The organism is Sorangium sp. So ce327, assembly GCF_051530205.1.
GTDB lineage: Bacteria > Myxococcota_A > Polyangia > Polyangiales > Polyangiaceae > Sorangium > Sorangium cellulosum_B.
Genome location: NZ_CP150330.1, coordinates 4,950,455 through 4,966,066 on the forward strand (window position 1 = coordinate 4,950,455; position 15,612 = coordinate 4,966,066).

Annotated in this window: 10 protein-coding genes; 5 read left to right on the top strand and 5 right to left on the bottom strand. The window is 69.2% G+C overall.

Annotation, left to right across the window (positions count from 1 at the left end; all coding sequences use genetic code 11):
• Nucleotides 1-106 precede the first annotated feature (106 nt).
• Nucleotides 107-232: a hypothetical protein gene (locus tag WME95_RS18525; RefSeq protein WP_437909688.1), complete on the bottom strand. Its 126-nt coding sequence runs from the start codon at nucleotides 230-232 to the stop codon at nucleotides 107-109.
• 368 nt (nucleotides 233-600) lie between these two features.
• Here WME95_RS18525 and WME95_RS18530 point away from each other — a divergent pair, with 368 nt between their 5' ends.
• The 3 genes from WME95_RS18530 (at nucleotide 601) to WME95_RS18540 (ending at nucleotide 3,935) form a co-directional block, all read left to right on the top strand.
• Entirely contained in the window at nucleotides 601-936 is a 336-nt protein-coding gene (locus tag WME95_RS18530; protein WP_437909689.1) for a YciI family protein, read from the top strand.
• Nucleotides 876-2,183: an RNA polymerase sigma factor gene (locus WME95_RS18535; RefSeq protein ID WP_437909690.1), complete on the top strand. Its 1,308-nt coding sequence runs from the start codon at nucleotides 876-878 to the stop codon at nucleotides 2,181-2,183. The genes WME95_RS18530 and WME95_RS18535 overlap by 61 nt, the downstream gene beginning before the upstream one ends.
• 873 nt (nucleotides 2,184-3,056) lie before the next feature.
• Nucleotides 3,057-3,935 (top strand): hypothetical protein, encoded by an 879-nt coding sequence (locus WME95_RS18540; RefSeq protein WP_437909691.1) that lies wholly within the window; start codon nucleotides 3,057-3,059, stop codon nucleotides 3,933-3,935.
• A gap of 84 nt (nucleotides 3,936-4,019) precedes the next feature.
• Here WME95_RS18540 and WME95_RS18545 read toward each other — a convergent pair whose 3' ends face one another.
• The 4 genes from WME95_RS18545 to WME95_RS18560 all read right to left on the bottom strand — a co-directional run bounded on the left by WME95_RS18545 (nucleotide 4,020) and on the right by WME95_RS18560 (nucleotide 8,805).
• A complete protein-coding gene (locus WME95_RS18545) occupies nucleotides 4,020-5,540 on the bottom strand; it encodes a hypothetical protein (protein ID WP_437909692.1) in 1,521 nt (506 codons plus the stop codon).
• A gap of 44 nt (nucleotides 5,541-5,584) precedes the next feature.
• Nucleotides 5,585-6,502 carry a fibro-slime domain-containing protein gene (locus WME95_RS18550; protein ID WP_437909693.1) on the bottom strand — a complete coding sequence of 306 codons (918 nt, stop codon included), beginning with the start codon at nucleotides 6,500-6,502 and terminating at the stop codon, nucleotides 5,585-5,587.
• 428 nt (nucleotides 6,503-6,930) lie between these two features.
• On the bottom strand, nucleotides 6,931-7,497 hold the full coding sequence (locus WME95_RS18555) for a hypothetical protein (protein WP_437553313.1): 567 nt from the start codon (nucleotides 7,495-7,497) through the stop codon (nucleotides 6,931-6,933).
• Nucleotides 7,498-7,683: 186 nt separating this feature from the next.
• A complete protein-coding gene (locus WME95_RS18560) occupies nucleotides 7,684-8,805 on the bottom strand; it encodes an ATP-binding protein (RefSeq protein ID WP_437909694.1) in 1,122 nt (373 codons plus the stop codon).
• Between the two features lie 431 nt (nucleotides 8,806-9,236).
• Here WME95_RS18560 and WME95_RS18565 point away from each other — a divergent pair, with 431 nt between their 5' ends.
• Nucleotides 9,237-14,918, top strand: a complete 5,682-nt coding sequence (locus WME95_RS18565) for an AAA family ATPase (RefSeq protein WP_437909695.1) — start codon at nucleotides 9,237-9,239, stop codon at nucleotides 14,916-14,918.
• Nucleotides 14,919-15,087: 169 nt separating this feature from the next.
• Nucleotides 15,088-15,576 carry a hemerythrin domain-containing protein gene (locus tag WME95_RS18570; RefSeq protein ID WP_437909696.1) on the top strand — a complete coding sequence of 163 codons (489 nt, stop codon included), beginning with the start codon at nucleotides 15,088-15,090 and terminating at the stop codon, nucleotides 15,574-15,576.
• The last annotated feature ends 36 nt before the right edge of the window (nucleotides 15,577-15,612 follow it).

Below are 15,612 nucleotides of genomic sequence, written 5' to 3' on the forward strand. Positions count from 1 at the left end.
CCCGCCGCTCGCTTGGAGGAGCGTGACCCCCTGCGCCCCCGCGCCGACTGGGCCCTGGGCGCCAACACCGAGACGTTCGAGCGGGTCGCGCCACGACAGGTCCCTCTCAGAAAAAATCCGGGCCGCTAGCCTTCATCTCCATGGCAAAGACGCTCTTTCCGATCTTGAGGCCCTCCGAGCCGAACATCTTCCCGCGCGTCACACCGGCCTCGCGCTCCAGCGTGGCGACCACCTGCGCGAAGTCGCGGTTCAGCTCGGGCAGGCAGGTGTGGAAATTGTGATGAAGCGTCGTCGTGACATCTCCACAAGTGAGTGCTTGTAGTGTACCAGACGGTGCAGTAGTATAGAAGTACTCACTGTGGAGCGCACAGCGGTCTCATCCCGGCCGAAGCGGCGAAGCACGCCATCGGATGGCCGCATTTCATCGAGCGCCTCGGGATCGCAGCGAGCCGCGGCGATCCGGGACCTGCTCCCGGGAAGACGTCGCCGCCTACCTGAGGGCCCTCGACAAAAAACGACCGGGAGTGTCCAAAACCCCGACGCGCGAGCGTCATGGGGGTGCCGGTCGAGGTGACCGGCGGAGCTCTCAAAGGAGAAACCATGCCCAAATATCTGTGTTTGCAGCGAGCGCTGCCCGGTGGAGATGGCGAGAAACCCTCGCCTGCCCAAATGCAAGCGATGTACGTCAAGTTCAACGATTGGAGGGAGAAGTTCCAGAAGAACCTGCCTGATATGGGAGGCAAGCTCGGCGCGGGAAGGCTCGTCACCACGCAGCCTGCGCCGGACGGGCCCTTCGTGGAGGTCAAAGAGCTGGTCGGCGGCTACATGATCGTCTCGGCGCAGACGCTGGAAGAGGCAATCCAAGTGGCCCGTGAATGTCCAGGGCTCGTGCGGCCCGGTTCAGGCGTCGAAGTCATCGAGATCCACGCTCCTTGAGCGCACCTCGGCTGCTTGAGCACTCCTTCCGGCACGAATACGGCCGGTTGGTCGCCATGCTCTCGCGCCGCGTAGGACTGCAGCACATCGAGGCTGTCGAGGACGCAGTTCAGTCGGCGCTTATGGCTGCCCTTGAATCGTGGACGATTGCCGGCTTGCCGGACAATCCATCCGCGTGGCTCTTCCGCGTGGCGCACAACCACCTTGTGGGAGAGATGCGCCGACGAGCGCGCCGCGATCGCAAGGCGGAGCAGCACGCCCTGGACGACCCCGGTGCGCCGGAGAACGGTCCTGACCCTTTCCTCGCGGGCGATGTGCGAGACGATCTGCTCAGGATGCTGTTCGTCTGCTGCGACGACGCGATCCCCGTTGAATCGCAGCTTGTGTTTGCCCTGAAGACCCTCTGCGGCTTCGATGTCCGCGAGATCGCGGAGCGGCTCTTTGCCAGCGAAGCCAATGTGTACAAGCGCCTTGGTCGTGCCCGCAGCCGCTTGCGGGAATCTCCGCTGCTCCGCGACGAGCTCACGGGAGAGCAGTGCGCCTCGCGGCTCCCCGCCGTGCACGCAATCCTCTACCTCCTGTTCACGGAGGGCTACCTCGCTTCCTACGCGGAGACGGCGATCCGCCGAGAGCTCTGCGACGAAGCGATGCGGCTGGCGGCCATCCTGGCGGAACACCCGGTAGGCCGGACTCCGGAAACGTTTGCCCTGCTGGCGCTGATGCATCTGCACGCGGCACGGATGACCGCTCGCCAGGATGCCTCCGGCGGGTTGCTGCTCCTGGAAGAGCAGGACCGATCTCTTTGGGACCAGCAGGAAATTCAGGTTGGGCTTTCGTGGCTGGCCAAATCTGCGCAGGGTGATGTGTTTTCCAGGTACCACGCGGAGGCCGGCATCGCCGCGGAGCATTGTCTCGCGCCGTCTGTCGCAGAAACCCGGTGGGAAAGGGTCGTGGACTGCTATGCCCTCTTGGAGCGGCTCGGCCCCTCCGCGATACACCGGCTGAATCGCGCGGTCGCAACGGCGGAGTGGCAGGGGCCTGCCGCGGGGCTCGCGGTTCTCGAAGGCCTTGAGCCGCCCACTTGGCTGACCGGCTCATACTTGTGGGCTGCGGTGCTCGCCGACTTGCATCGGCGCTGCGGAAATGACGATGCGGCGCGGCGCTATCGGGATGTGGCGGTCAAATCCGCGCCCACTCCTGCGGTGAAAGCGCTGTTGCAGCGGCGACTCCGGGCCATCGGCCCGTGATTCCCCGCAGGCTGTGGAGTGAAGGCGGCCTCTTTGATCGATGCATGGATAAGTTGGTGCTATAGCGTCGTTTCTCCAGGAGGGCCGGACCGCATAGGGTTCTCTATGTCAACCAGCGCGTGCAGCGTGGCTGTACGGTGGGACCGGTGATGCCGCGGCCCTTTACCGCGGGCGAGGCGGCGATGGGCGCCCCGTTGGGCCACACCGGAGTCGCCCTCGGTAGCGAACCAGACGGAAACCACGGCGATCGCTGCTGTTCTTCGGCGGCCGCTCGTCATCGACCGGTATCTCTGGCGGGATTTCCGACGCGGGGAACGAGCTCGAGAAAGATCCCCTCAAATACCCGCGAAAACTTCGCGAGAAGTACGAAGATCGGCCACGATTCTGTCGAACGCAGCGAGGAGCTCTTCGAATCAGTCGTCGCGCCCGGGGACGTCGAGACCCTCGAGCAGCGCACGTATCAGGACGACGGCGACCGCCACATACAAGGCCGAGCACGCGAGCCATGCGCCTCAGGAGGCCAGGCGGATGCGCGGGTCGGTGTCGCATGCGAAGCTCTGGCGCGGTCCCTGCCAGAAACACGACTCCGTGGCGGGGTGGCGCTGTGAAGGTGCTCGGGACTTCCCCGGCGCAAAAAGGACGCGACGGGGCCTCTGCTCTACGCAGCCTTCCTTGTGTTGCTCTTCGCCGTGCGCTTCGGATGCGGCGGAAAAAAAAGATGAGGAGCCGGCGCGTCGGCGCACCTCCACCGCGCGCGCTCATGCTAACAACCGCGCCGGTCGTCCGAACGCAGACGAGCTGGCCATGGACGACCGAAGGCGGTCCTCCTCACGGCCGCCTCGACGCGCGGGCCGGCGATGCATGGAGCTTTGAATGAGGTACAACCTGTTCGCTGGATTGCTTGCCTTGCCCCTCCTGGGTTGCGGATCGGATCCTGCTGACAACGAGGGCGCGACGACGGTGGGCGCGACGACGACGGGCGCGACGACGAGCACGGGCTCCGCGGGGACGGGAGGTGCGGGCGGGGAGTCGCCGGGCTGCGCGCAGGCCGCGGCCCCGGACGTCACCGATGTCTCCGGCACGTGGGCGTACCGCGCCGTCGGGTCGCAGCTCACCCAGGCGCAGGGTCTCCCGCCGTTCCAGACGCGCATCGTCAGCGTGATGCTCATCACGCAGCAGCAGAATGGAGACGCCATCTCCCTGCAGGGCACGTATTGCGACCATTACACCGAGGACCCGGACGCGATCGTGCACGCCGTCATCCCGGACAGCTTCCGCGAGGCGCTCGCGCCGGTGACCCGTGAGGGCACGTTTGCGGCGAGCGAAGGCGGGCTCCGCTACAAGCTCGGGCCCCTCCACGAGGTGATCGGCGCGGCGCTCGGCGATCCGGCGCAGGACGAGCTGCCCACGGATCCGGCGGACGCTCGCGTCGTCGATCAGGACGAGGATGGGCACCCGGGGATGACGGTTCAGCTCCAGGGGCTCATCGACGGGTCGGTGTACGTGGCCGAGCGGGCGCGGACCGAGCTCGACGGCGTGGCGGTCGCGACCGATCGCATCGAGGGTCGGCTCGGTTTCGTGTCGGAGCAGAGCGTGCTCGAAACGGATCCTCCGAGCCTCAAGGCGACAATGGCTGCCTCGAGGACGTATCCCGATCCGGAGGAGTGCAACAGCACCTTCGTGATGGTCCGTACAACTGACGACGCGGACTGCGCCTGGATCAAGGAAAGGGCCGACACGCTCTTCCAGTGAAGCCCCTCCCGGCGGTCGCGGCGCTCCGCGTGACCGAGCGCCACCGGGCCTCCCATCGAGAGGACACCGGCTTCGCTGCGCTGCTCACTCGGGCAGCCGCAGGACGAAGCCGGCGCCGGCGAGCCAGCCGCCGCTGGAGAAGCCGGGATAACCAGGGTTGTTCGTCTGCAGCCCCTCCACGCCGTCGAGCGGCTCGCCGCTCACGATGTCGACGAGGTTGTCGGGGACCTCGTCGAACACGGGGTTCCTGGCGGACGGGCTCTTCGACACCTCCCGTGGCAGGAGCAGCTGGCCGTGGAGGAACGCCCCCACGCCGAAGTCGGCGCCGAAGAGCGACACCGGCGTCTCGAACGAGGCGCTGGCCGCGAGGCGCGCGTTGTCGACGTAGTTGGTCCTGCCGGTCTGGTCGGGCACGGGAGACGGCGTGAAGGCAACGTCGGCAGAGAGCCTGCGGCTCCCCAGCACGACCGCGCCGCCGAGCCCCACGGACACCGCGCTCGACCACGGGTCGGGCGGAGTCTCCGCGTGCCGATCGCGGTACTCTGACCACCGCGTCAGGAGCGCGTGCGCGCCGATCTCCCAGGCGGGCGGCGCCGGGCTCTTCGAGCGCGCTGCGCGCTCGGCCCCTCGGTCCTCGCTCGGCGGGCCCATGACCGAGGCCCCGACGCCGACGCGGGTCGGCTGGTGCCCGAGCGTCAAGCGATAGGCCTGCGGGACCGAGGTCTCGCCCTCCGGATAGGTGGTGTTCCAGAAGCGGATCCTGTTCTCGCCGTCGGTGTCCGACGCCGAGGCGAGGTGGAGCGTGGCCGAGAGGCGCAGCCAGGGGGCCGGGCTGGTCGCGAAGGCGAAGTAAGGAGCGAAGACGCTCTCGACCTCCACGTCGGGGTTGATGAGGGCGGTCCGCTGGTCGCTGGCGTCGGGCACGTGGACGGCGGTCCGCGCGCTGGTGCCGATCGTGACGTCGACGCCCGCCCCGACCGACAGCCAACGGGTGATCCGGCCAGCCATCGACACGGCCAGGCTGGTGACCGACAAGCGATCTCCCAGCAGCTCGAACTCCAGCCGATTCGAGAAGTACTGCGCGCGCTCGTCGGCGAAGAAGGCCCGCTGCTCCTGGAAGCTCCTGAGCGGCAAGAGGGCGTAGAAGCCCAGGACGAGGCGGTCCTCGTAGAGCGGCCGCACGAACCCGAGCGTCGCGTAGCTGTTGATCTGCCGGTCGCGCGTGTCGCCCCGCGGGCTCGGGAGCTTCGACCCGGGCAAGGGCCGGTGGGTGAGCCGAGAGGTCGAGCCGTCCGGATTCCGGATCTGGCCATCGTACACCGACTCGGGCACGTCGACGCCCGGGGGGCGCGGGGCCAGGGTGATGTCGCCGTGGGTGACGAGCACGAAGAAGCCCGCTTGCGTCGTCGCGGGCGCGTACGGCAGGAGCGCCGGGTTGAAGAACGCGGCTTCCGGGCCCCGCGCGAGCGCCCGTGCGTTCAGCCCGTTGGCGCTCGTGGGAGCGCCGGTGATCTCCAGCGCGCCCGACGCGCGCGCGGCTCCGGCCTGGAGGAGCAAGGCGGACGCCAGCGCGAACGGCGTGGCGACGCAGACTTTGTGCGGCATAGGTGCCCGCTTCCCTGGGTTCCATCGCATGAAGACCGTCGATGCTACTTCAGGATCGGGTCGCAGTTCGTGAACTTGAACGACGTCATCATCGTGAACACCGCGCTGCTGCCGCGGCGCTCCGCGTAGAAGAAGTCGAGCGGATACTCCTTGCCGACCTCGATGCCGAGCTCCTCGGCGTGCGCGTCGAGCTCGAGGAGCGCCGAGGTCGGGACGTGGAGCCCGCCCATGTCGATCGCGAGGCGCCTGTTGATGAACACCCAGAGGTCGTCGTCGCCGTTGAAGAAGAAGACGCCGCCGCGCTGGTAGTCGAACGTCATGTGGAGCTCGTACGTGAAGCCGAAGTTGTGCTCCCGCCCCTCGTTGCCCCACCCCTGATCGTCGATGGGGAAGAACTGGTCTCCCGAGAAGAGCCCGAGGCCGCGTTCGCTCACCTGGAGCGGGACGTCGTACCGGATCGGTACGTTGACCGTGGGGTCGTCGTGATACCACTGATAAAACGCCTCGGGCCCGGTCGTGTGCTCCGTCCCGCCCTCATGGGCATAGACCGGCTTGTCGTCGGGGCCGAGCTCGGGCTCGACGATGCCTTTCAGGCCGTCGCCCACGAAGGTCTCGAAGTCGGGGTGCCCGCCGTCAGGGCTGAAGGCCTTGAAGTCGCGCACCACCCCCGCGAGCTTCGGCTCGCAACGCTCGTCCCCGCCAGCGCCGGCGGTGCCTTGGAGAGAGCCGCCGCCAGCGCCGGGATCGAGGATGCCGGGGTCATCACCGCCGGCGGTGGACGAGGACGAGGCGGGCGACGACGACGTCGTGGCGCCGAGGTCGCGACCGATGACGGCGATCTCGGTGGTGCACCCCGCGAGCGCCGTGCCCGTCGAGAGAAGGACGGCCAGGAATCGCGGGGTGCCCGCGCGGGTGGCCGCCGTGGGCTGGGCTAGCTTCATCGAGATCGTCTCCTGTCGCATGGATGCCTCCGAGCTTGCCGGTCCGGCAGGCAAGCTCATGTGAACGCGTCGTTTCGAGGGGCGGCGCCCGAAGGGGCCCTGCCAATGCGGCGCACCCGACGGGCGTCATCGGCCGCGGGCGCGCGGCCAAACGCAGCAGCTCGCGCGCCCCGGCCGGGGCGCCTCCCTCCTCCTCGATCCACCGCTTCGGTTCGCTCATGTGCCCCGCTCGTCTGAATGCCGGCATCCGACGGGTCCTTCATCAAAACGCGATCCCGGCTCTCCACCGAAGAGCGAGCGGACCGACCACGCGCACGGCGAGGCGCGCGCCCTCACCGGGGCTGACCCAGCGCCGGGCTCCCGGGTCGCAGCGCTCCGGCTCGTGGATGCGGAGCGCGACGTCGCGCTCGCGTGGCCGCGATCGCTTCACCGGCGCCCCGCGCGGAGCCTCAGCTCCAGTGAGCCGTCAACTCGAGGTGATCGTCGTTGTCGCCACCGCCGGAGATGATGCGCTGGCGGACGTGGTCGGCGCCGCCGATCACGAGGAGCTGCTCGCAGGAGCCGATGACCTCGGTCCACATGTTCTCGTCGAAGCCTTGGCAGCCGATCCAGAGAGCGCGGGTGAAGCCGCGGCGGGATTCGAGGACACGGACGTGGCCGGCGGAATAGTAGTTGGAGAAGACGCGCTGGCCGAGGGAGAAGAGGGTGGAAGGGGAGATGAGGTTCGCGATGACCTTGTAGATGCCGCTCATGTCGTCGTGCGTGCACTGGCGGCCAATCTGGTGGATGAGCTCCTTGCCTTCGCCGGTCGTGCGCCGGATGGCCTGGAACAGGTCCTTGTACCAGGCGATCGGGTACCAGCCGGTGGAGACGAGGCTTCCGTAGCGGATGCCGTTGCGCAGCGGTTCACACATCTCATCCAGGCTGCGCTTCTGGACAGGCTCGCCGCGCAGCTTGCCAAAGCTCGCCACCACGGAGCGAAACGCCACCCCCTTGACCTTCGGTTCGTCGGTCATCCCATCGCGCGAGCGCGCTCGGCAAGGAGGGTACCGCATCCCGCGGGGGCAGGCCAGCGCCCAGGGTGGCAGCGACGGGCCCGGGCAGGCGCGAACCGCGGCTTCGGGCTCCTTGACCGTTGACCGGCCGAGGCGGCGCCTCGGCGCGCGCGCGGCCTCGGGGGACGCTGCAGTGACGCGCCCGCCTCAGGGCGACTCAGGCGCAGCTCGCGGCAGCGGCAGCTCGACCGTGAAGGTCGCTCCTTGCCCGAGCTCGCTCTTCACGTATATCCGGCCACCGTGCGCTTCGACGACAGAGCGGGCGATGTAGAGGCCGAGCCCCAGCCCTCCGTAGTGCCTCACCGAAACGCCGCGCCCGAATCGCTCGAACAGCTTCGACTGGGTCTCTTGATCCATGCCGATCCCGTGGTCGGTTATCGACAGGCGGGCGGTTCGACCATCCGACGCGAGCGCGATCTGGATCGGCTTCGCTCCGCCGAACTTGACGGCGTTGGTCAGCAGGCTGGTGACCACCCGCTCCAGCCGGTCGCCGTCCCAGCGGCCGACCACGGGCCCCTCCGCCTGCATGATCAGCTCGATGCCTCCCTGCGCGAGCTGGTCCGCGACCCGCGCGGCGGCGTCGCGGACCACCGTGCGGAGATCGACCTCGCTCAGCCTGAGATCGAGCCCCCCCGCCTGGATGCAAGAGACATCGAGGAGCCCGTCCACGAGGGCCGCGAGGCGCCGGATCTGCCGGTTGCATCGGAGCAGCGCCGAGCGCGCGCGCCCGACGTCCATCCCCGGCGCGAGCCGCCGCTCCAGGCCCTGCATGACGAGCTGCAGGCTCGTGAGCGGTGTTCGGAGCTCGTGAGAGGCAATGGCGACAAACTCGTCGCGCACGCGGACCGCCTCCTCCGCCTCGGCGCGCGCCCGCCTCTCCTCCAGGAGGAGCCGGTCGCGCTGCTGCTCCGCGCGCACGCGCGCCGTCACGTCGCGGTGGCTCCAGACCCGCCCGACCACGGCCCCGGCCAGGTACTGCGGCAGCGAGTAGCACTCGATGAGCCGCCCGTCCTTGAGCTCGAAGAGATCGAAGCTGGTCGCGTCCGGGTGAGCGTAGATGGCTTCGATCCTGCTCCGGAACCCATCGGGATCTCGCATGATATCGTGCACGAAATCCAGCGCGTACATGTCGTCCCCGCGGGTCAAGACCTCGTCCGGAATGAGGAAAATCTCCGCAAAGCGGCGGTTGAAGAGCACGATGCGCCGGGCGAGATCGACGGCCAGTATCCCGTCCGCCGCCGATTCGAGCGTCGCTTTGAGCAATGACACAGAGGGGCGCATCATCTCTTCAGGGAGCGCCGGTCGGAGCGACCATCATGGAGCGGCGAGCCGAGCTGCCCGGCGTGCTCGGGCGAGATGCAGCGCCGGGTGTCCGGGGATGGCCTGGCGGCCTGAGCATTTGCGGGCCTGGTCGAGCGGCGAGCATCGGCAGCATGACTACCGCGTCTCGGCCACCGTGCATCAACGTGAGGCTGGCTGGCATGTCCGATTTTGTTGCCCTCCACACCGGCATTGAAGAGTACAATCGCCTCCTGCATGGTGCAGCCTGAGCCGCTCGAGCTTCGCGCGGCCCGCCCTGCGGATGGCCCCGCCCAACCGGGCCACCACGCTGGAGAGGAGCTCAGAGGGGCCGGCAGGCGCAGCCATGGCCCCGCGCGGGCCCCGAGCGACGTGGCGCTTCGCCCCTCAGGCCCTCACCCATGACTCCCGCCGCCCGGTACACGATCCTCGAGACGCTCTCCGGCGAGGGGAGTGCGGTCGTTCATCGCGCGCGGAGGGACGCCGATGGCCATCCGGTCATCCTCAAGGTGCTCGACCCGCGGCGCAGCGGACCGAAGGAGCTCGAGCAGCTCAGGCGCGAGTATGAGCTCGGAACGCTGTTCGACACCCCCGCCGTCGTCCGGCCGCTCGCCCTCGAGACGTACCAGGGGATGCACGCCCTCGTCCTCGAGGACGAGGGCGCTGACTCCCTCGATGGCCTGCTCGGCGAGCCGATGCCCATGGATCGGTTCCTCCCGGTCGCCATCCGCATCGCCGGGGCGGTCGCGGAGATCCACGGCAAGGACATCATCCACAAGGACCTGAAGCCCCAGAACATCCTCGTGAGCCCCGCGAGCGGCGAGGTGAAGATCACCGACTTCGGCCTCGCGTCCCGTCTCCCCCGGGAACACCGGCCAACGCAGCCGGCGCGCCTCATCGAGGGCTCGCTGCCCTACCTCGCGCCGGAGCAGACGGGGCGGACCAACCGGGCGATCGACAGCCGCGCCGATCTCTACTCGCTCGGCGTCACCTTCTTTCAGATGCTCACCGGGAGGCTCCCCTTCGAGGCGAAGGATCCCGTGGCGTGGGTCCACTGTCACGTCGCCCACGCCCCGCCGAGCGCCTCGGACGTCGCCCCCGAGGTGCCCGGCGCCGTCGCGCAGATCGTCCTGAAGCTCCTCTCCAAGACGCCCGAGGATCGCTATCAGAGCGCTCGCGGCCTCCGGCGCGATCTGGAGAGATGCCTCGCCGAGTGGACCCGGAGCGGGACGATCAAACCGTTCACACCGGGGGAGCACGACGCGTCCGATCAGCTCCAGATCCCCCAGAAGCTCTATGGGCGGGACGCGGAGATGGCCGTCCTGAAGGAGGCGTGGGGCCGCGTGGCGGCGACGGGGACACCGGAGCTCGTGCTCGTCTCCGGGTACTCCGGCATCGGCAAGAGCGGGCTTGTCCACCAGATCGAGGCGCCTGTCGTCCGGCAGGGGGGCTTCTTCATCTCGGGGAAGTTCGACCAGTACAAGCGCGACATCCCCTATGCCACGCTCGTCCAGGCCTTCCGGGAGCTCGTGCGCTGGATCCTCGCGGAGAGCGAGGAGCAGATCGCCGCGTGGAGGCGGCTTCTCCTCGAGGCCTTCGGGATCAACGCCCAGCTCATCGTCGACGTGATCCCGGAGGTCGCGCTCGCCATCGGACGGCCGCCGCCGGCGCCGGAGCTGCCGCCGGTCGAGGCGCAGAACCGCTTCCGCAGGGTGTTTCAGCGCTTCATCGGGGTGTTCGCCCGCCACGAGCGCCCCCTCGCGCTGTTCCTCGACGACCTGCAGTGGGCCGACTCGGCCAGCCTCGGGCTGCTCCAGGAGATCTTGACCCACGCGGAGGTGCAGGACGTCCTCGTCATCGGCGCGTACCGCGACAACGAGGTGTCCGCCTCTCACCCGCTCATGCGCAGCCTCTCCGAGGTGCGGCAGGCGGGCGCCCGCGTCTCGGACATCGTGCTCGGTCCCCTCCCGCCCGCGGCGCTCGCCGCGCTCGTCGGTGAGGCCCTGCGCTGCGCCGTCGACGAGGTCGCTCCGCTCGCCGCGCTGATCCAGGACAGGACGGCGGGCAATCCGTTCTTTGCCATCCAGTTCCTCACCGAGCTCCACGACGAGCGCCTGATCGAGCGCGACGAGCGGAGCGGCCGGTTCCGGTGGGACGTCGCGAGGATCCGCGAGAAGGGCTTCACGGACAACGTGGTCGACCTGATGGTCGCAAAGCTCCGGAGGCTGGCCCCGGCGACGCAGGAGGCGCTGAAACAGCTCGCATGTCTGGGGAACACCGCGGAGATCGCTCTGCTCGCGATGGTCCACGGCGGCCTGGAAGAGGGCACGCGGGCGGACCTCTGGGAGGCCGTCCGGGCGGGGCTGGTCCTCGACCTGGACGGCACGTGCAAGTTCCTCCATGACCGCGTCCAGGAAGCGGCCTACTCGCTGGTGCCGGAGGAGCAGCGGGCCGCAGAGCACCTCCGGATCGGCCGGCTCCTCGCGTCGCGGTTGCCCGAGGAGGCGGTCGCGGAGCGGATCTTCGACGTCGCGAACCAGTGGAACCGCGGCGCCCATCTCCTCACCGATCCGCGCGAAAAGGAGGCGCTCTGCCGGCTCGACTTCCTCGCAGGGACGAAGGCGAAGGCCGCGATCGCCCATGCGTCTGCGCGGAGCTACCTCGCCCAGGCGTTATCCCTCTTGCCCGAGGATGCCTGGAGCAGAAAGTACGAGGAGACGCTCGCGATCCACCTGGATCTCGCCGAATGCGAGTGCCTCCTCGGCGACTTCCAGCGGGCCGACGCGCTGTTCGACCTGATCCTCGCGCGCGCACGCTCACCGCTCGACCGCGCCAAGGCCCATCGGCTCCGCCTGCGCCTCTATCAGATCGCCGGACGGCTCGGTGACGCCGTGAGCACCATGTTCGAGGCGGTGCGCCTCTTCGGGGTGACCTTCCCGGAGTCCGAAGGCGAGATCCAGGCCGCGGTGGAGGCCGAGCTCCAGACGGTCCCCATCCTCCTGGGCGGGCGCGCCATCGCCGACCTCGCGCTCGCGCCGACGACCACGGACGAGCGCGTGCGGGCCGTCGTCGGATTGCTCGTCGAGGCGATGGCTCCGACGTACAGCACGCGACCGGCGTACTGGCCCCTGGTCATCGCCAAGGCATTGAGCCTCTCCCTGCAGCATGGAAACTGCGAAGAGTCCGCTTTCGTCTACAGTTGTTATGCAGCCCTGCTGGTGTCGAGGTACGGCAACATCTCCTGGGGGTGTCAATTCTCGGAGATGGCGCTCAGGCTGAACGAGAGGTTCAACGGCCTGGCGCTGAAGGGGAGGCTGCTCTTTCACCACGCGGCCCTCGTCAGCGTCTGGCGCATGCGCTTCGCGACGCTCCTTCCCATGATGGAGCAGGCTCATGTCGCTTGCTTCGATGTCGGGGATTTCATCTTTGCCGGCTACGCTTCCTTCAACTTGGTGTGGCTCGTCGTGGAGAGCGGCGGCTCGATCGAGCAAGTCATCGAGGCCTCGCGGAAGTACGCGTCGCTGGCCGAGAAGAGCCACCACGACCTGGCGCGCCGTCTCCTCCGGACCGAGGAGCAATTCGCGGCGAGCCTGAGGGGGGTGACGCAGGCGTCCACGAGCTTCAACGACGATACCTATGACGAGGCGGAGTGTGTCCTCGCGATGGAGAAGGCCGGCTTCGGGATCGGGGTCGCCTTCTTTCACATCATGAAGCAGGTCGCGGCGTTCATCGATGGACGAGTTGCCGAGGCGCGGCAGGCCGCGGCCCGCGCTGCGCCGATGCTGCGCGAAGTGATGTCCCTGGCGAACGAGGCGACGCACCACGTCTACTACGCGCTCACGCTGACGGCGATGTACGCCGATGCGCCTGCCGTGGAACAACGTCGATTCGCGGAGCTGCTCGAGGTGCAATTGCAAAAATTGTCCTTCTGGGCAGAGCACTGCCCCGCGAACTTCCAGGACCGCCGCGCCCTCGTCCAGGCCGAGGTCGCGCGGATCGAGGGCCGCCCTCTCGACGCCGAGCGCCTCTTCGACGAGGCCATCCGCTCGGCGCGCGACAACGGCTTCGCGCACAACGAAGCCGTGGCCTACGAGGTCGCGTCCCGGTTCTACCGGGCGCGAGGGCTCGAGGAGTTCGCCGATCTGTACCTCCGCAATGCCCGTGCCTGTTACGCCCGCTGGGGCGCCCACGGCAAGGTGAGGCAGCTCGACCTGCAGACACCCCACCTCGTCGAGCGGCGGTCTCCCCCGCCCACCGCGACCGTCGCGGTGGGCTCCGATCAGCTCGACCTCTCCTCGGTGACCAAGGCCTCGCAGACCATCTCCGGTGAGATCGTGCTCGACGAGCTCATCCGCACGCTGCTCAGGATCGTGCTCGAGCAGGGAGGTGCGGAGAGGGCCTGCCTCCTCCTGTGCCAGGACCAGGGCCTCTCGATCGAGGCGGAGGCGGCCCTCGGAGAGCGCGGGGCGACGACGACCCTCCTCGGCTCGGAGCCGCTGGACGGCTCGCTCCGCGTTCCCGCGTCGCTCATCCATTACGCGAGCCGGACCAAGGAGCGGGTCATCCTGAGCGACGCCGCCGCCCACGCGGGCAAGTTCGCGAGCGACGGCTACTTCGCTCGGAGCCGGCCCAGGTCGGTCCTCTGCATGCCCATCCTCAGGCAGGCCCAGGCGGTCGGGCTGCTTTATCTCGAGAACAACCTCCTCGCCGGCGCCTTCACCCCCGATCGGCTCGCCGCCCTGGAGCTGCTCGCCACGCAAGCGGCGATTTCCCTCGAGAACGCGCGGCTCCTCGCCAGGGAGCGGACGGCGAGGACGGCGGCCGAGGCGGCCGAGCGCCGATCCGCGTTCCTCGCCGAGGCCGGCGTCGTCCTGTCGGAATCGCTCGAGTACGAGGTGACCTTCGCCCGCCTCGGCGAGTTCTGCGTGCAGACCCTGGCCGACTGGTGCTCGATCGATATCGTGGAAGACGGAGAGCTCCGCCGCCTGGCCGGCGCGCACGGAGACCCCGAGAAGGCGCCTGTCCTCGAGGAGCTTCAGCTCCGGTATCCGCCGCGCTGGGGCTCACTCGACCCGTCGGTCGAGGTCCTCCGCACCGGCGCGCCGCTCCTCATGTCCGAGCTGCCCGAGGAGATCCTGCGAACGATGTGTGTTGACGACGAGCACTTTCGGCTGCTCCGGGAGCTCGGTACGCGCACCCGGCTCTCGGTGCCGCTCGTGGTGCGCGGGCAGAGGCTCGGGGCGCTCACCCTCTCCTCGGGCGAGCCGGGGCGCCGCTACGGGCGCGCCGACCTCGATCTGGCGCAGGAGATCGCGCATCGCGCGGCGATCGCGATCGACAACGCCCGGCTCTACCGCGCCTCTCAGGAGGCCGTCCGCGCCCGCAGCGAGTTCCTCTCCGTCGCGTCCCACGAGCTGAATACGCCGCTGACCTCGCTCACGCTCCTGGTGCAGTCCCTCCGCCGCGCGGTAGGCGCGGGGCGCCCCGTGGATCCGCAGGTCATGGATCAGCGGCTCGAGCGTCTCTCGCGGCAGACAACCCGGCTGACCGGGCTCATCAGTGATCTGCTCGACGTCTCGCGCATCGAGTCGAGGCCGCGCGCGCTGGAGCTCGGCGACGTCGACCTCGGGGCCCTCGTCCGCGCGGTGGCTCTGCGCTTCGAGGCCGATCTGGCGAGGGCACGCTGCGCGATCTCGATCCGCGGCGACGGGCCGGTCGTGGGGTGCTGGGACAGGTCCCGCCTCGACCAGGTCGTCACCAACCTCCTCGGCAACGCGATCAAGTTCGGCGCCGGCAAGCCCATCGAGATCGTCGTGGGCGTCGAGAACGGCGTGGCCCGGCTCGCGGTCCGGGACCACGGCATCGGCATCGATCCGGCGCAGTGCGGCCGCATCTTCGAGCGCTTCGAGCGCGCCGTCTCGGAGCGGCACTACGGCGGGCTGGGCCTCGGCCTGTACATCAGCCGCAAGATCGTGGAGGACCACGGCGGCTCGATCCGGTGCAACTGCGAGCCCGGCGCCGGCGCCACCTTCATCGTCGAGCTCCCCTGCGCGGGGCCGGCGCCCCCGCCTCCGGCGGCGTGAGCGGGCTGTCCTGCTCGCGACGATCCCCTGTGCCGCTCCCTCTCGAGGTCGAGCGCCGGGCGCGTTGCGCCGACGCGCGGCGTTTGCACCTCCTGCCGCGCGGCGCCGCGCTGCCGGCGGGGCTCGGCGCTGGTACGTCTCATGCTCGGTCCCTGGATCGGAGGACATCATGAAGAAGGGGCTGTACGACGCGCTGCGCCTGGATCATCAGCGGCTGGACGAGGTGTTCGAGGGCCTGCTCAACCGGATGCATGCCGGCGACGCGGAGGCGGCGCGCGAGATGTGGGGAGCGTTCGAGCGCGACCTCTCGGCGCACATGGAGACGGAGGAGGCGGTGCTCCTGCCGGTGCTCGATCGCTTCGATCCGGAGGAGGCGGGCACCGTTCGCGCCGAGCACCTCGGCATCCGCAAGCTGATCGCGGAGATGGGGGTCGCGATCGAGCTCCACACGTTGCGGGAAGAGCGGGTGGAGGCGTTCGTCCGGGCGCTGCGGCAGCACGCCGCCCACGAGGAGGAAGGGCTGTATCCGTGGGCCGACCGGGAGCTGCCCGAGCCGGCCGTGGCGCGCCTGCTCGATGGGCTCGCCGCGGCGCGCGACGCCGTGAAGCGCGCCGCTCACCGGTCCTCGACGGCCGCGCCGGGGCCTCGGGCTCCTTGACCGGGCCGACGCGGCCCGCGGCGCCTCAGCCCACGC